General features: G+C 60.4%; 11 protein-coding genes and 1 pseudogene. All 12 read right to left on the reverse strand.

Annotation, left to right across the window (positions count from 1 at the left end):
- Positions 1-243: 243 nt before the first annotated feature.
- The 12 genes and pseudogenes from RHM58_RS22730 to RHM58_RS22785 all read right to left on the reverse strand — a co-directional run bounded on the left by RHM58_RS22730 (position 244) and on the right by RHM58_RS22785 (position 16,551).
- Positions 244-2,721, reverse strand: coding sequence for a TonB-dependent receptor plug domain-containing protein (locus RHM58_RS22730; protein ID WP_322268261.1), 2,478 nt, complete (start codon positions 2,719-2,721; stop codon positions 244-246).
- A gap of 36 nt (positions 2,722-2,757) precedes the next feature.
- A complete protein-coding gene (locus tag RHM58_RS22735) occupies positions 2,758-3,255 on the reverse strand; it encodes a RidA family protein (RefSeq protein WP_322268262.1) in 498 nt (165 codons plus the stop codon).
- A 93-nt stretch (positions 3,256-3,348) separates the two neighbouring features.
- A complete protein-coding gene (locus tag RHM58_RS22740; RefSeq protein ID WP_201256456.1) occupies positions 3,349-4,923 on the reverse strand; it encodes a flavin monoamine oxidase family protein in 1,575 nt (524 codons plus the stop codon).
- 134 nt (positions 4,924-5,057) lie between these two features.
- Positions 5,058-7,190: a TonB-dependent receptor gene (locus RHM58_RS22745; RefSeq protein ID WP_201256457.1), complete on the reverse strand. Its 2,133-nt coding sequence runs from the start codon at positions 7,188-7,190 to the stop codon at positions 5,058-5,060.
- Between the two features lie 500 nt (positions 7,191-7,690).
- Entirely contained in the window at positions 7,691-8,650 is a 960-nt protein-coding gene (locus RHM58_RS22750) for a D-isomer specific 2-hydroxyacid dehydrogenase family protein (RefSeq protein WP_322268263.1), read from the reverse strand.
- Positions 8,647-9,834, reverse strand: coding sequence for an acyl-CoA dehydrogenase family protein (locus tag RHM58_RS22755; protein WP_322268264.1), 1,188 nt, complete (start codon positions 9,832-9,834; stop codon positions 8,647-8,649). The genes RHM58_RS22750 and RHM58_RS22755 overlap by 4 nt, the downstream gene beginning before the upstream one ends.
- A gap of 185 nt (positions 9,835-10,019) precedes the next feature.
- Positions 10,020-11,030, reverse strand: a complete 1,011-nt coding sequence (locus tag RHM58_RS22760; protein ID WP_201256460.1) for an ABC transporter substrate-binding protein — start codon at positions 11,028-11,030, stop codon at positions 10,020-10,022.
- Between the two features lie 12 nt (positions 11,031-11,042).
- Entirely contained in the window at positions 11,043-11,726 is a 684-nt protein-coding gene (locus RHM58_RS22765; RefSeq protein ID WP_201256461.1) for a peroxiredoxin-like family protein, read from the reverse strand.
- The gene (locus RHM58_RS22770) at positions 11,723-13,069 is read right to left on the reverse strand and encodes an LLM class flavin-dependent oxidoreductase (RefSeq protein ID WP_201256462.1); all 1,347 of its coding nucleotides are present in this window, start codon (positions 13,067-13,069) and stop codon (positions 11,723-11,725) included. The genes RHM58_RS22765 and RHM58_RS22770 overlap by 4 nt, the downstream gene beginning before the upstream one ends.
- A gap of 15 nt (positions 13,070-13,084) precedes the next feature.
- Complete coding sequence (locus tag RHM58_RS22775) at positions 13,085-14,047, reverse strand: ABC transporter substrate-binding protein (protein ID WP_322268265.1); 963 nt, start codon at positions 14,045-14,047, stop codon at positions 13,085-13,087.
- A 314-nt stretch (positions 14,048-14,361) separates the two neighbouring features.
- Positions 14,362-15,946, reverse strand: a pseudogene (locus RHM58_RS22780) (rhodanese homology domain-containing protein).
- Positions 15,943-16,551: a cysteine dioxygenase gene (locus tag RHM58_RS22785; protein ID WP_322268266.1), complete on the reverse strand. Its 609-nt coding sequence runs from the start codon at positions 16,549-16,551 to the stop codon at positions 15,943-15,945. The pseudogene RHM58_RS22780 and the gene RHM58_RS22785 overlap by 4 nt, the downstream one beginning before the upstream one ends.
- Positions 16,552-16,607: the final 56 nt, after the last annotated feature.

Below are 16,607 nucleotides of genomic sequence, written 5' to 3' on the forward strand. Positions count from 1 at the left end.
GATCCACTGATTCCGATTGCTTGATGGATCGCTCAGGACTGACCAACGGTATCGATTTCCGCACAAATAGTGTTGATATATAAGGGGTTACGTTCTTAATTAACCGAACGGTGCGCAGAAATATATTGTTTCAAAGTGTTTTAGTAGGTTAATATCGCCCCGCGTTCACCACCACGGTTTATGCATTTTTAAGTCCCAGGCGTCCATCAGCTGCCTGGGATTTTTTTGCCTTCGATTTGCCAATCAAAACGCGTATTGCACGCGGGTGTAGTAGTAACCACCGGTAAAGCCAAACGGTGAGTAGCTGCCCCAGTTGTCGCCGAACGAAGAATTGGGCACGCCGATGTGGTCGGGGTATTTGTCGAACAGGTTCTGCGCACCCACGGCCACGGTCAGTTGCTTGGTCAGCGCATACGCCACGTCGAGGTCAGTAATCCATTTGGCGGAATACTCGCGGTCCAGGCTCGGATCGCTCGAGCTGTTGACCTCGGTGTATTTGCCGTAACGGGTCAGGCGCAGATTGACGTCGACGTCGCTGATGCCCCAATCGGCGGAGAAAATCATCTTGCTGCTTGGCGAGGTCTTGGTAATCAGCGCCCGGGATTGGCGGCCCATCAGTTGAAAGTTGCCCCCCAACGCAGTCAATTGCTCCGGCGTGTCGTTCACGCTGAGGATTTGCGTGTGGTTGTAGTTCAGCGCCGCGGTCCACTTCACCGTGCCATAGCGGTTCAGGTTTTGCCGATAGTTGCCGACCACATCGACCCCGGACGTGCGGGTGTTGGCGCCGTTGGTGAAGTACTGCGCGCCCGCAGTGGCCGGCACGCCGATGCTGTCGAGCAGGCTGGCGACGCCCGGGCCCTGGAAGCGTTCGCTGAGCACCAGCCGATCGCGCAGGTTGATCACGTAGCCGTCGACGGTCAGGCTCAGGTCTTCGCTGGGGGTCAGTGCGAAACCGAGGCTGAAGTTGGTCGAACGCTCTGGCTTCAACGCTTGGGCCCCAAGGGCTTGGGCGCCCGCTGAATTCACCGGCAGGATCACATAGTTGTAGGACTGGTAGACGCCATTGATGGTGTCGAACCCGGTCGAGCGCGCGGTGAAAATCTGGTTGGCCAGCGAAGGAGCGCGAAAGCCATTGCTGACGCTGCCGCGCACCGAGAACAGCGGGTTGAACTCGTAGCGGGTGCTGAGTTTCCCGCTGCGCGTACCGCCGATGCCTTCGTTGTAGTGCTCGTAACGCCCGGCGACGCCGAAGTACCACTGCTCGACCGGGTAGAAGCCGAGGTCGATGTAACTGGCGACGCTGTTGCGGCTGACTTTCTGCGCATCTTCAGGGGTGATGCCGTTGGTGACTTGCGCACCCGGATCAGGACGTTGCCCGGCGCGCGGACTATCGTCCGGGAACACGTAGCCGCCATCAATATAAGAGTCCTCGGACCCGGCGCGGGTCTCGTAGCTTTCCCGCCGATGCTCGAAACCGAAAGCCACATCCATCGGTTTAGCCAGACCGATCTCGTAGCTTTTCTTCAGGTCGAGGTTACTGGTGAGTTGGTCTGCGATGTAGATGCCAGAGGTGAACTTGTTCGGCGTGTTTTCCCCCAGTGACGGGTTCTGGTTGTCGTAAGTCCGTTGTTTGGCGTAGTTGCGCCCGTAGGTGCTGCTCAGGTCCCAGGCCCAGCCGCCGAAGTTGTCACCCTTGGCGCCGAAGGCCGACTGGAAGTCGGTTTCGTTGACCAGCCAGTAAGGGCTGTAACCGTCGGGATAACCATTAGGGCCGGTGGTGATGGTGTTGCGTCCGCTGGGCAGGCGGAAGTTCTGGCCGTCGTTGTTCTCGCGGGTAGCCAGGGTCGAGAACGAATACAGCGTCACGGCGTCGTTCAGCGGCAGATCGAGGTTATAGCCAGCATCGGCCAATTGGCTGCGGGGCAAGCCGTAGCCTTTATAGGTGTGGTGGCTGGCGTCGGCCTCGCGCGGGTCCGGCGAGCCGTCGGCCTGCGGGTAGTAATGGGCGCTGTAGCCGTTGCTGCCGGCCTTGTTGTCACGTTCCTGATAGCGGGTGTCGAGGGAGACGTTGAGCACTCCGGCTTCGCCCACCTGAAAACCATAATTGAGCGCTTCCTGGCCGGTGCCGCGTTTGCCGTCATAGCCCTGGCCGAGGGTTGTGTCGGAGCTGCCGCCGGTGGTCTGCTTGAGGATGATGTTGATCACCCCGGCGATCGCATCCGAACCGTATTGCGCCGCCGCACCGTCGCGCAGCACCTCGATATGGTCGATGGACGCCACCGGGATCAAATCCAGGTCGCTGGGTGCTGCACCGCTGTTGATCCCATTGATATTCAACGTCGCGCTGGTGTGCCGGCGCTTGCCGTTGACCAGCACCAGCACATGGGACGCGGTCAAACCGCGCAGGGTTGCCGAGCGCACCACGCCGCTGGCATCCCAGCCTGCGCGGTCCGGCAGGTTGAATGACGGGATGAATTTGCTCAGCGCTTCCAGCAGGCTGGGTTTGCCGACGGAGCGCAATTGTTCGCCGGTCACCACGTCGATGGGTGTCGGGCTGGTGGTGACGGTACGTTGTTCGGCACCACGGTTGCCGGTGACGACAACGGTGTCGAGGGTCGGCGACCCGGTTTCAGCGGCTTCGAGGCTGAACGAGGTCAGGCTACAGGCAAAGGACAGCGGCAGTAATAAAGGACGGTAAGCAGGTACTGGGCAGTTGCGCATAAGGGTGAAGCTCCTGAGTGTCGGGTGATGTCCGTGTCATTTCTTGCGGGCGGCGACGGCTTCGATTTCCACCAGACCGCCGGGCAGCGGCAGGGCCACGACCTGAATCGCCGTGCGTGCCGGTTTGTTCGGTTGTGCGGTACTGCCGAAAAACGGCGTATAGCCTTCCTGTAACCCGGCGAAATCGAGCTTGTTGCTCTTGGCCGGATCGCCCACCAGGAACACCCGCAGTTGCACCACGTCACCGAGGTCCAGGCCTTGGCTTTGCAACACGCCTTTGAGTTTGTTCAGGATTGAAGTGGTCTGGGTCACGGTATCGCCGTAGGCCGCGAAGGAATCCTTCGGTGCTTTCGGGTCGTGCAGGTCGGCGAGCAATCCGCTGACAAACAGCAGCTCGGTTTGCGCCGGCACCGACACTGCCAGCGAAATCGGGAAGTTCGAGTTGGGCAGGGCGATGCGTTTGATCTCGTCGGCGTGGCTGGTGAGGGCGGTTGCGGTCATGAGCAGTCCTGTGAGCAAAGTAAGGGTTTTCATCGTTCAGTCCTTTAATTGAAAAGAGTCAGGGGAGATGAACCTGTGGGAGCGAGCAAGCCCGCTCCCACATGGTTTGCGCTTAACTGACTGGCATCAGGCAGCAACGCCCGATTGGGTACGTTCGGCATGTCGGCCAATCAGCCCGACGATGCGTCGCGCAGAATCGGCGGCGCTGTTCTGCCAGATGCCGACACCGCCGTGGGCGAGGGCGTCGCTGGCCAGGTAAGTACGGCCCTGGGGCTCGTTGAGGATCTGGTAGGCGCTCTCGCCAACTTCATCGTTGACGATCCACGGGCCTTTGCTGAAAGGCACCTTGGCCCAGTTGATCGCCACCGGTTTTTGCAGCTTGGCGCTGTGTCCGGGGTGCAGCAGTTCGACGGCTTGCCGCGAGGAGGCAAACTGTTCGGCGATGGTTTTTTTGCTGAAGGATTGGGCCGATTCGCTGGTGTTGTAAGCCGCGACCAGAATCCCCTGGGCGCTGTTCAACCGATCGCTCGGATACCACAGACCTTTGACTTCATGATCCAGGTAAGACAATCCGCCGTAGATGTTGAAGTCGGTTTCCCAGAAGCGTGGTGACTGCCAGGCCACTTTGTTCGCTTGGTCGCTTTGGGCGCTGAGAATCGCTTGCTTGAACGGCGGGCTGAAGTTGCTCGGCAGTTTGGCCAGCAACGGCAGGGGCACCGTGACCACGGCGTAATCGGCGTTCAGGGTTTGGGTCTTGCCGGTCTTGCGATCCCGGTAGGTGATGCGGCTGCCGTTTTCGGAAGTCTGGATGTCGCTGACTTCGGCGTTGAAGCGCACCGCATCCTTTAGCTTGTCGTAGAACGCATAGGGAATCCGGTCCATGCCGCCGACCGGCTGGAACATGGTCGAGGAAAACTCCGGGATTTCATCGAACACCAACGCACCCCAGAGCTTGGGGTTGAGCAGGGTTTGCAGCTCCAGCGGCGCCCGGGTCACGCCGGTTTGATCGCCGGCACCCGGTACGCGGGTGTAACCCGAGCGTACCGAGCCCTTGTATTGGAAGTCGGCATTCAGGTCGCCATAGACCTTGAGGAAGTTCAGCAGCGCCTGGCGGTCATCGACGCTCAAGTCCTGATCGAGGGCTTTGCGGCTGACAGTGCGCGCCAGCAATTCGGACAACTGGCCGCGAGTGTCGTTGACTGCCTGGCGCAACTGGAACGCCGGTTTGTTTGGGTCCGGCAAGGCCAGTGCATTGCGACTGCTGTTGACCAGCACTTGCAACTCGACGCCCAACTCGCGGCAGTAGCCGAGGATCGTCTGGTGATGGCTGGGAATCCGCGCCGGGCCGGCGTTGAAGAAGTGGCCTTCATCGAAGTCGACGGTCTGGCTGACGCCATCGTCGAAATCGACTTTGGTGCCGCGGCGCAGGGTCCAGTTGCGCCCGCCAACCCGCTCGCGGGCTTCCAGAATGGTCACTGTAAAACCGGCCTTGCGCAGCTCGTAGGCACTGACCAGGCCGGAAATCCCGGCACCGACCACCACCACGTTTTTACCTTTACCACTGCTGCCCAGTTGCAGCGGGGTGAAGGTGGCGGCCATTGCCTGAGGGGTGAGTCCCAGCGCGCCGAGGGCGCTGACCGCGGCACTATAGCCGCCGACGGCGGCGATGCGGGTAATCATTTCTCTGCGGGTGAAAGCCATGGTTTAGCTCCTTGAAGTCATGCCTCGCAAACTGACGCGGACTACCTGTAGGAGCTGCCGAAGGCTCGGGCCGCGTTCGGCAGCTCCTACGGGGGATTCGCGTCCGTTGAGAGATGCGTCGATGTTTTCGGGGGTCAGAGGTCGTAGCGCAGCGACAACAACAGGGTTCGCGGGTCGTTGATCGAGTAGTAGCGAGCGCCACTGGACGGCACGAAGCCGACCGATTGCGGGTAGGCGCGGTCGAGCAGGTTTTTCACCGCCAGCGTGGTGGTCCAGTGACCGTCGCTGGAGATGTAGCGGGTGTTGGCGTTCCAGAAGGTTTGTGTCGGAATTTCCTGGATGTCGTCGTTCAGCGCGTTGGCGTAGGACTTGGTCTGGAACTGCGCATCGGTGCCCGCCAGCAAGGTGCCGGGCAGCCCGGCCGGGATGGTGTAGTTGAGGCCGACGCTGGCGTTCCAGCGTGGTGAGAACACCAACTGTTTGCCGTTGGCATCGACACCGGCGCCGCTGGCATTTTCGAAGTCGTCGTACTTGCTTTGCAGGTAGCCGACGTTAGCGGTCAGTTGCAGGTCGCGGGTCAGTGCGGTCAGGGTTTCCAGCTCGACGCCGTAGGTGTGGGCCCGACCGACGTTGGTCCGCAGGCTCACGCCCAGCGCCGGGTCGTAGGCGTTGGTTTGCAGGTCCTTGTAGTCGTTGTAGAACAGCGCGACGTTGGCCCGCAGGCGTTGGTCGAAGAAGTCACCCTTGAAGCCGGTTTCCCAGGTGGTCACGTCTTCCGGTGAGAACGCTTGTTCGGCAGCGGCCTGGGTCGGCGCACGGTTGTCGTAGCCGCCAGCCTTGAAGCCTTTGGCGACGTAGGCGTACTGATTCAGATGCGGGGTCCAGGCGTATTCGAAGCCGATTTTCGGGCTGGTGGACTGCCACGACTTGCTCGACTCGGCAGTGAAGTTGGTCCCGGTGATCTGCCGATCGGTGTTGATCGCGTAGTTGGTGTAGTCGAAGTTCTTGTGTTCGCGGGTAAAGCGCAGCCCGGCGATCAGCGACAGCTGTGGCGTGAGTTTGTAACTGCCCTGGCCATACAGCGCGTAGCTCTCGGTGTTGGTCGTGCTGTATTGGCCCTGGCCGATCACTTGGTTGCGCGCAACCGAATAGGTGAGGTTGTCGCGATCGGCTTCGAACTTCTCGCGGTACAGGTACAGGCCGGTGCTGAAGCTGAACTTGTCGTAGTCGCCGTTGAGCTGGAATTCCTGGGTGGCGTAGTCCTGCTTGTAGGTGATCAGGTTTTGCTGAATCAGGGCTGCCTGCCCCGAGTTGTCATAGTCCACCGGCTGGTTGAACGCCGAATAGGCGGTCACCGATTTGAAGTTCAGGTGGTCGTTGATCGAATAGATCGCACGCAGTATTGAGCTGCCCTGATCGAGACGGTTCTTCGGGTCGAGGCTGCTGTAGCTCTTGAATTTGTCGAAGTGGCCGTTGGCATCAAAGGGTGTGTAGCTGGTGGTGTCGCCACGGTCAAAGGTGCCGGCCAGGGTCAGTTGCACATCCCATGGTGAATCGATCGGGTTGAAGCGCAACTTGCCGCGGTAGGACTGGATATCAACGTTGTTCACATCCTTGTCGCGCGTCGGGTCGGAGACAGTGCCGTCGCGGGTCAGGTGAATGGCTGAAAAACTCCCGAACAACGCGTTGTCCACCAGCGGGCCGCTGATCAGGAAGCGCTCGTTCTGGGCGTTGTAGTTGCCGGCACCGAGCTCGAAGAAACCACGGGTTTCCTGGGTCGGGTCGCGGGTGATCACGCGAATCGCGCCGGCGCTGCTGTTGCGTCCGTAGAGCGTGCCTTGGGGGCCGCGCAACACTTCCACGCGCTCGACGTCGTTGAAGTCGAGCATCGAGGAAATCGCCCGCGGGATGTACAAATCATCGGCGTACACCGCGACGGCGGATTCCTGGATCGGATCGGTCTCGCCGATGCCACGAATGCCGTAGGTCTGCGCGCTGTAGGAGATCGACTGACGGCTGAGCGTCAGGTTCGGCACTTGCCCGGAGAGGTCGCGGACGCTTTTGATCTGCTTGTCTTCAAGGGCTTTTTCGTCGAACGCAGAGATTGCCAGCGGGGTCTTTTGCAAGTCCTCTGCGTGGTGTTCGGCGGTGACTGTTACAACGGGGAGGGCACCATCCTTGGTGTTTTCTTCGGCGTGGGCCGACAAGCCGAACAGGGCCAGCGATACGGCCAGCGTCAGACGGTTTGCTGTGAAGGTGTTGTGCATGGTGAACCCCAGGTGTGTAGATGTTGCGTTGGCGTTGTTATGTTTTTTTTGGGCAAAGCGTTGCCGGGGCCATGATTCGAAAGCCATGGCGGCGGGGGGCTTGAGCCGGTTTCGGGTTTGGGTGTGGCAGTTGACCGTGGAGTGGTGTCGGCCGGAAAAACGTGCAGTTCCGTGGGCCTCCACCTGGTCAGGGGTCGGTGATGGTTGTAACAATATTTGTATAATACGGTGCTGTAAAAGTCCGATTAGTTATAAGTTAATTATAAAATATAGGTATTTATTGGCTGTGTAGAGATGCGTAAAGCTGATGTTGTGAGCGAGAGAGTATTTGTGGCGAGGGAGCTTGCTCCCGCTCGGCTGCGCAGCGGTCGCAATGCGGGTAAATGCGGTGTGCCTGAGGGAATGTCATAGCAAATTTTGGGGCCGCTTCGCGCCCCAGCGGGGCAAGCTCCCTCGCCACAGGTGCGGGGGAGCTTTCACAATTGTATTTGTGTCTGGTCTTAATACCCGCGCTGTACGTTCGCCAGATTCTCCGGCGCCAACCCGTTAAGGAACCGCTCAAGATTGGCCAGGAAACTGTCGGCAATTTCGTGTCGACTGTTGCTGGAAATCGCTGAGGTATGCGGCGACAGGCGAACCCTCGGATGAACATAGAGCGGGTGCCCGTCGGGCAGCGGTTCGGGTTCGGTAACGTCCAGCGAGGCCAGTCCGATCGCTCCGCTGTCCAGCGCCTCAAGCAACGCTCCATGGTCCAGCAAACCACCGCGGGCGATGTTGATTAGGTGCAGGCCAGGCTTGGCACTGGCGAGCACCGCGCTGTTGACGATATGCCGTGTCGCACTGGTCAGTGGCGCCGCCAGCACCAAGTGATCGGCGCGGGCAAACAGATCATGGATATCCCGCGCGGCCTCGACACCTTCAACCTCGAATGGCGTCTGACTCTGACGCAACGCCAGCACGTTGATGCCCAGTGCGTGGGCCTTGGCCGCCAGGCTGCGGCCAATCGCGCCGAAGCCAAGAATCCCCAGCGTAGTGCCCTTCAGCGGTGTCAGTGCTGTGAAGTTCCATTGCGCGTCATGTACCCAAATGTCCGGCAGGCGCTTGGCGGCGGCGAAGATCGCCGCCAGGGCGAATTCGGCGATATTCTCAGCGGCGCTACCTCGGGACGTACTCACCGGCGGGCCGTTGAACAGCCATTGGGGGTAGAAGTCGATGCCGGAAGACACCACCTGAATCCACTTCAACCCATAAGGCCAACCCGGTGGAGGCGTGTTTGGCGCCAGATAGCCGCGCACATTGATCGGCCGCGCCAGCAGAATACTGACCTCAGTCGGCAGGTCGCTGGGCACGCCGGCCGGCACGCCAATCACTTGGGCGTCGGGGTGCGATTGCGTGAGGCGTTGGCGGATCACCTCGTTGAAGTCTTCATCCAGTTGGCTGGCAATCACAAGCTGGCTCATGGGCGTTCCTTTTGCTGGCGCTGGGCGAAAACAGCTTTGCCGACGCCTTGCAGCACGGCATCGTTTTGCGGTGTGTGAACGCGACTGCACAGTACATCGCGGTAATGCCGTTGCAGTGGATTGTGGCGTGACAGGCCGGGGTTACCGGACGCTTCAATGGCCAGCTCGACGGCGCGAATGGCGTTGCCGGTCACCAGGTATTTCAGTTGCGCAGCATGACTCGCCGGCGTGCGTCCCTCGGCTGCGGTATCCAGCAGGCTACGGTTGGCGAACAACAGCGTGTCGATGTGCCCGACGGTTTCCTGAAAGCGCGGCAGGGTCGACAGCGCTGCGCCGAGGTTGGACGGTTTGCGTTGTTCCAGCCAGCCTACAAACCATTCTCGCGCGGCTTGTGCAACGCCGTCGTAGACCGATGAAAGCAACACCGACATCCACAGAAAACCATCGCCATCGAGCTCGGGTTGCGGCGCGCTCCAGGGGCTGACACTGACCGCGTGATCCAGCGGCACCAGCACGTTGTCGAACACCACTTCATGGCTGCACGTCGCGCGCATGCCGAGGTGGTCCCAATCTTCGATGATGCTGATGCCGGGCGTGTCCTTGTGCACCAGCCAGGCGCCGACCAGCGGGTCTTCATCGGTACTGCGCGCCCAGACGCTGAACCAGGTCAGGCCATGACTGCCGGTGGAGTAGATTTTTCGGCCGCTGATCCGCCAACCCGCCGCAGTGCGCCGGGCGACAGTCGCCGGCAAACCGCCACGGGCCGGGGTGCCGAGGTCAGGCTCGACCCGCAGGGCGTTGATCAACGCGCCTTGCTCGACGGCGTCTTGCGCCACTTGCAGGCGTAGCGCTTCAGGCCAGTTTTTACTGTCTTGCAGGCGTGTGTGCTGGAGGTACTGCATCACCAGAATCAACGCGGTCGACGGTTCCCCCTTGGCGATGGCGTTGATCGCCTTGCGGGCCTGAACCAGACTCGCGCCGCCACCGCCGAGGGCTTTGGGCACCGTCAGTGCGACCAGACCGTGCTCATGCAGCAGCTTGAAGTTGTCATGGGGGAAGGCACCGCTTTCGTCATACCGGTGCGCCGTGGTGCCGAGTTGCGCGCCGATGGTTTCCAGCAGTGCTTCGAAATTGGCCGCTTCGACTGAACGCAGCAAGGGCGGGTGTTGAGAAGAAAGACTCATGGTGAATTCACTCGATCAGAAGGTAAGAGCCAAGAGGTGTGCCAACGCAATCAACTGTGGCGAGGGAGCTTGCTCCCGCTGGGTCGCGAAGCGGCCCCCTGCATTCTCCCGTCATACCGGGGCGCCTGGATTTACGACTGCTTCGCAGCCGAGCGGGAGCAAGCTCCTCGCCACAGGGATCCAGTTCATAGCGGCAATAGTCGGAAGTTTTTGTCCCACAACGGACTGACATCCAGCCGCTCAGTCAAAACCCCCGCATCGAAGAACAAATCCGCAACCTCCTGCTGCGAGGCAATCGCCTGGTCGTCCACTTCGAGGACTTTCCACGGCTGGCTGCGGCTGTTGTACATGTCGAGAAACACCGCTTTGTCGACACCCAACAATTGCGCCGATTTGGCAGCCCAAGGTTCGGGGTTGTTGTTGATCCACTCCAGCGTGCGCGCCGTGCGCTGCAAGTAGTCCTGAATCGCCTGTTTGCGCAGCGGGTCTTCGAGGGCGGCGGGGCGCGCGGCCATCAAGTAGTTGCCGGACAAATAACCCTCAGCGGTTTTCAAGACCCGGGCGCCGCTGCGGAATTTCGCCAACTGGATAAACACCCCGTAAATCACCCACGCATCGAGCTGGCCGCTCTGGAAGGCACTGAAACCGTCCTGCGGCGTCAGTGCCACCGCAGTGATGTCCTTCATGGTCAGGCCCTGTTCCTTCAAGGCCTTGATCAGAAAATAGTGCGAGGTGGTGGAGCGCACATAACCGACCCGTTTGCCGCGCAACTGCTCGACGGATTCGATGGTTGAGTCCTTTGGAATCAGGAACACCTGATTGTTCACATCGCCCTGAATCACAGCGATCAGTCGTGGCTGGCGATGGCTCTGGATCGAGAAAATCGGCGGGATCTCGCTCATGGAGCCGATGTCCAGGCTGCCCGAAGCCAGCGCTTCGACGATCAGGTTGCCGCCGGCAAATTCCGCATAGTCGACTTTGTAAGGGCGGTTGGATGTGCCGGCGTCGTCGGTGAAATACGATTCCTGGCCGCGGTAGGTGGCGACCCCCAAGGTCAGGTCCGACAGTTGAGTGTTTTGCGCGAACGCGCGCGAGGTCAATCCGAGAGAGGAAAGCCCCAGCGCCCCGACGGCAATCGAACTGGCCGTCAGAAAGCCGCGACGATTGAACTGCCCCTGGGTGATGTTTTTCGTCATGGTCAGGCTCTTTCAGATAGCGAGTTGTAAGGGCGTTTGCCCGAGCAGTTGTTCAACAGCGCGCAACACCGGGTCGGCTTCGGTGCGCACCAGCCAGTCCGGGCTGACCTCGGCGAAAGCCACGGTGCCGTCCCGAGCGATGACTACTAACGTCGGCTGCGGCAATTCCCAGGTGCCAGTGCCGGTGGTTTCGCCGATGCCATTGCCCTTGGCCAGTGAGGCATTGCGCGAGGCTTCATCGAAGCTGTAGAGAATGCCCAGGCGCCGGCCGAGTTGATTGTCCGGGTCGCTGGCAACCTGAAGTTCGAGGTTGTGCCGGGTCTTGATTTCTATCAGACGCTCCGGCACTTGCGGACTGACCGCTACCAACGGAACCCCGAGCGCGTGCAGTTGCGGATAGAGCCGACGCTGATAATAGGGCAGGGCGATGTTGCAGGCCGGGCAGCCGGCGAAGCGGAAGAAAATCAGCACGGCCGGACCGTTGGCGAGCAATTCGTCACGGCTCAGGCTGCCACCTTCGACCTTTAACAATGTGAAGGGCTCGAGCGAATCACCGGCATTGACGAAGTCCTCGACCCGAGCTTCATTTACCAGGCGTTGACGCTGATCGATGTTGACTTGCAGGGCTGCTGGTTCCCAAGTTGCCAGGCGTTGCGCGTGCAAGTCCGCGAGCAAGCTGTTCAGGGATTCGCTCATGCCAGCGCCTCGCTTTTTTCCTGAGTTTGTGTGGTCGCGTGACGGTTGGCGGGAACGTCGAGGCCGAGGTTGTCGCGCAGGGTGTTGCCGCTGTACTCGTCACGAAACAGCCCCCGCTGTTGCAGCACCGGCACCACCAGTTCAGTGAAATATTGCAGGCCATCGGGTAACAGTGAATTGATGATGAAACCATCGGCGGCGCCGGCTTCGAACCAGGTCTGAAGGGCGTCGGCGACCTGTTCGGGTGTGCCGACGAAATCGCGCCGTGGCCGCGAGAAGCGCAGGGCGACCTGACGCAGGGTCAGGCCTTCGTCCTTGGCCAATTGTTTGATCCGGTCCGACCCACCTTTCTGACTGTTGGACCCCAAATCACCCAGCTCGGGGAACGGTGCATCCAATGGGTACTGGCTGAAATCATGGTCGTTGAATGGCCGGCCGAGGGCGACAATCGCATCCTCGATGCTCACCAGTTCCACCGCTTGCTGATAGCGGCTTTCAACTTCCGCTTCATCGCGGCCAACGATCGGGCGGATGCCCGGCAGGATCGACAGCTTCCGGGCGTCCCGGCCAAAGCCGCTGGCGCGTTGTTTCAGGTCTTGATAGTAGGCGCGGGCTTCGTCGAAGGTTTCGGGGCTGACGAAAATCGCATCGGAGTTTTCAGCAGCGAAATTGCGACCGGCCTCCGAGGTGCCGGCCTGGAAAATCACCGGCTGACCTTGCTGCGAGCGGGCGATGTTGAGCGGGCCTTTCACCGAGAAAAATTCACCCTTGTGTTCCAGCGCATGCAATTTGCCGGGGGTGAAAAACTCGCCGCTTTGCTTGTTGTAAGCGAAGGCATCGTCTTCCCAGGAATCCCACAAACCCTTGACCACATTCAGATGCTCCTTGGCGATGCGGTAGCGCACGGCGTGGGGCGGGTGCTCGGCCTTGCCGAAATTATCGGCGGTGCCGCTGAGCCAGGAAGTCACCACGTTCCAGCCGGCGCGCCCACCGCTGATGTGGTCCAGCGAGGCGAACTGACGGGCGACCTGGAACGGTTCGGTGTAGCTGACGGTGACGGTCGCCACCAGGCCGATATGGCGGGTGGTCGCGGCCAGTGCCGAAAGGATGGTCAGTGGCTCGAAGCGGTTGAGGTAATGCGGGCTCGACTTCTCGTGGATGTGCAGGCTGTCAGCGATAAACACGAAGTCGAACTTCGCCCCTTCGGCCAGTTGGGTCTGCTGCTTATAAAAGTCGAAGTTCACGCTGGCGTTGGCCAGGGCCTGCGGGTGGCGCCATTCGCCCCAGCCATGGCCGACGCCATGGACCATCGCACCGAATTTCAGTTGGCGTTGTTTGCTCATGGTTCTACTCCTGAATTAGCGCGATGCCTGGCTGATAGGGGCACGCAGGGCGTTGAAACTCTTGTCGAAGCCTTGGGAGACGTCGATGTGTTGGGTGAGGATGCCTTCCTGCTGATAGATGTCTGCGGTGGTTTGCAGGCCGCTGATCACCGTGTCGTCAATCACCACCGGTTGCATGTGCGTGCCTTTGGCCACGGCGAGATGCACGGCCAGTGGCAGGCCGGTGACCTTGGCCTGGGCGGCGGCATATTCCTCAGGGTGGCTGTTGGTCCAGCGGTAGGCGCGATCAACCCGAGCGACGAAATCGTCGAGTTGCGGGCGTTTGCTTTCGATGGCCTGGCGGGTGGCGGCGAAGTACAAATGGTTGGTCAGCAAGGTGTCGCCGCTGACCAACACCTTGGCCTGACTCTGAGTGGTGGAAATCGTGGTGTAAGGGTCCCAGGTCGACCAGGCGTCGGCGCTGCCGTTATCCAGCAGGATTCGCGACTCGCTCGGCAGCAGGTAAATGAACTGCACGTCGGCAGTGCTCAAACCGACGCTGCGCAAGGCTTTGATCGCCAGGAAGTGGCCGATGGAACCGCGGGTGGTGACGATCCGTTTGCCCTTGAGGTCGCTGGCGGTGTTCAGCGGCGAATCTTTTGGCGCGAGGATGGCTGTGGTGTAACGACCCTCGGCGTGCACGATGCTGACGACTTTGAGCGGCGCACCGGCGCCGAGGGCGAACACGTAAGGCGCATCACCGAGGGCGCCGATGTCCACCGCGCCAGCGTTCAATGCTTCGCCTAATGGTGCTGCGGCGGGAAACTCGGAGAACTGGATCTCGTAGGGCGCATCTTTCAGTTCGCCGGAGACTTCCAGCAGCACCTTGATCGTGGACTTTTGATTGGCCACCAACAGCGGTTGCAGGTCGGCCGCGTAGCTGGCGGCGGTGAAACCCAGGGTGCAGAAGAGGCTCAACAACAGCGGTTTGAGTGACATGACAAGCTCCAGGCGGGTTCGTGTGGCCTCCGCCTGGAGAAGGGGTCGGTCTGAGATTGACGTTATATCTATAAAAATCTGATGGGAAAGTCTTTCTGGTTATATGCTAATTATTAAGTAAGCTGATTATCAAATTAATCAATATAAAATAAATGCATTTAATTGGGGCTTTAGTCAGGCGAGAACCTGTGGCGAGGGAGCTTGCTCCCGCTGGCTGCGCAGCGGCCCCAAAATGCTTGTGAGCGCTGCGCACTCAAGCGGGAGCAAGCTCCCTCGCCACAGGTTTAGTGTGAAGCTGGCATCTATACGGTTGCTTAGATCACAAAAAAGCCGTGCGTGGCGTCGCTGGCCAGTTGCGCCACCAAACCATATTCCCAATCCAGATAGGCTTGCATCGCTTCGCGCGGGCTATCGGTGCCTTCGTACGGGCGGCGATAGCGGTCGATGCGCGGTGAAGCCAGATGGGTTTCGCCATCCTCCAGCGGAAATTGCGCCGCGATCCAACTGGCGGTGCCGCCCTTGAGCAGGAACACCGGTTTGTCGGTCAAGGCCTCGACGTCGGCGACGGCCAGCCGTGCCAACTGGCTGCTGCCGCAGGTCAGTACGTAGCGTTGAGCGGCAGGTATTTTGGCCAGCGCTTCGCTCAATTGCCCGCGCAGCGCCCACCACGCGCCGGGGATATGGCGTTTGACGTAGTTGGCGCTGCTGGTGAAATCCAGCACCACGCTGTCGCCGTGGGTAAGCCATTCGACCAGGGTTTCGACGCTGATTTCTTCGGCCTGCTGCGGTGCAGGAACCGGCGCCTGCCAGGCACCTTTTTCGCTGAAATGCGCAGGCTGTACGTCATCCAGCACATGCACCTCCCAACCCAGTTGTGAGAGCCAGGATGCCGACATGTTGGCGCGCACGCCATCGTCATCCACCAGCACCAAACGCGCACCGCGGACACTGAGCGAAGTGGTCGGTTTCCTGCACCAGTTGGCCGCCGGGTGTCGAGCGGGCGGTAGGCAGGTGGCCAGTTTCAAATTCTTCCGGCGTGCGGACGTCGAACAGATAAGTGCTACGGGTCGACTCCTGCTGCCAGCGCTGAAGATCCGCCAGGGTTGCGCGACCGACCAAGGCTTTGTCGGCAACGCGACGGGCATCCTGGGCGGCGATGTGACGATGTTCCTCGCTGGTCGGGGCGAACCGGCGGGACTGGCCGTGTTGCAGCGTCTGACCGGCCAGGGTCCAGCCGATGGTGCCGTTGCGCAGGGCTGAAACCGGGTTGGCAATCCCTGAGTTGATCAACGACTGCGTGCCGATGATGCTGCGGGTGCGTCCGGCGCAGTTGACGATGATCCGCGTTGCCGGGTCCGGCGCCAGTTCGCGAGCGCGCAACACCAGTTCCGCCCCCGGTACGCTGATGCCGGTGGGAATGCTCATGGTCTGGTATTCGTCGAAACGCCGGGCGTCGAGCACCACCACGTCGGCCTCGCTGTCGAGCAGCGCTTGCACCTCTTCCGCCGCCAGGGATGGCGTATGGCGTTGGCTTTCCACCAGTTCGCCGAAGGCTTTGCTTGGCACGTTGACGTCGATAAACAGCTCGCCACCGGCACGACGCCAACCGTCGAGACCACCTTCCAATAAGCTGACATTGACGTAGCCGAGCCCTCGCAGGCGTTCAGCGGCGACTTGCGCCAGGCCTTCGCCATTGTCGTAGACCGTCACCGAGGTATCGAGCCGTGGAATCCGCGAATACACCTCCAGCTCAAGTTTCGACAACGGAATATTCGCCGCGAACAATGGGTGCGCCTCGGCGAAAGGCGCTTCTTCGCGCACATCCACCAGGGCCAGTTCTTGTTTGTTCAGCAGCGCCTTGCGAATCTCGGCGAAGGAGCGGGTCAGTGGGTGGCTCATAATGCTTGGCTCTCTTTAGACAGATCCCAGATGTTGGGGAGAAAGGCGTTGGAATAACCGGAGATAAAGAGCTTTTCGCTGCCATCAGGCTGATACACCGCGCGGCGCACCGCACCGATATTGGCGCCGTAGACATGGATGCTGATGGAGACCTGATCTTCAAAGGCGTTGCTGACCTGATGAATGTCGCCAATCTTCGGTGACACGGCTTCGACCTGGCCCGGCAGCAATTGAATCCGGTTGCCCTCGGGTAGCAACGTGCCGTCGGTATGGCGGGCGAAACCCTGGGAATATTCCGCGCCACGCAACATGCCGATCAGGCCCCAGACCCGATGATCATGGATCGGCGTGCGTTGCCCCGGCCCCCAGACAAAACTGACGACGCTGAAACGCTGCCGTGAATCGGCATGCAACAGAAATTGCTGATAACGCTCGGGGTCGGGTTGGGCGAAGTCTTCCGGCAGCCAGTCGTCATGGCTGACCAACTGGCCAAGCAGCTTGCCGCCACGATGCAGCAGGTCGCCTTCGCGCGGATTACTGTCGATCAATTCCGCCAGGGCGCCTATGAATGCTCTGAGTCTCTCCGGGTGTCGGGCCTGGGTCATGGCAATTCCATCGTTCGTTTCGAAAGTTGTTGTGATTATCTAAGCATAATGATCGT

Origin of the sequence: Pseudomonas sp. 10S4 (genome assembly GCF_034344865.1) — a bacterium.
Taxonomy (GTDB): domain Bacteria; phylum Pseudomonadota; class Gammaproteobacteria; order Pseudomonadales; family Pseudomonadaceae; genus Aquipseudomonas.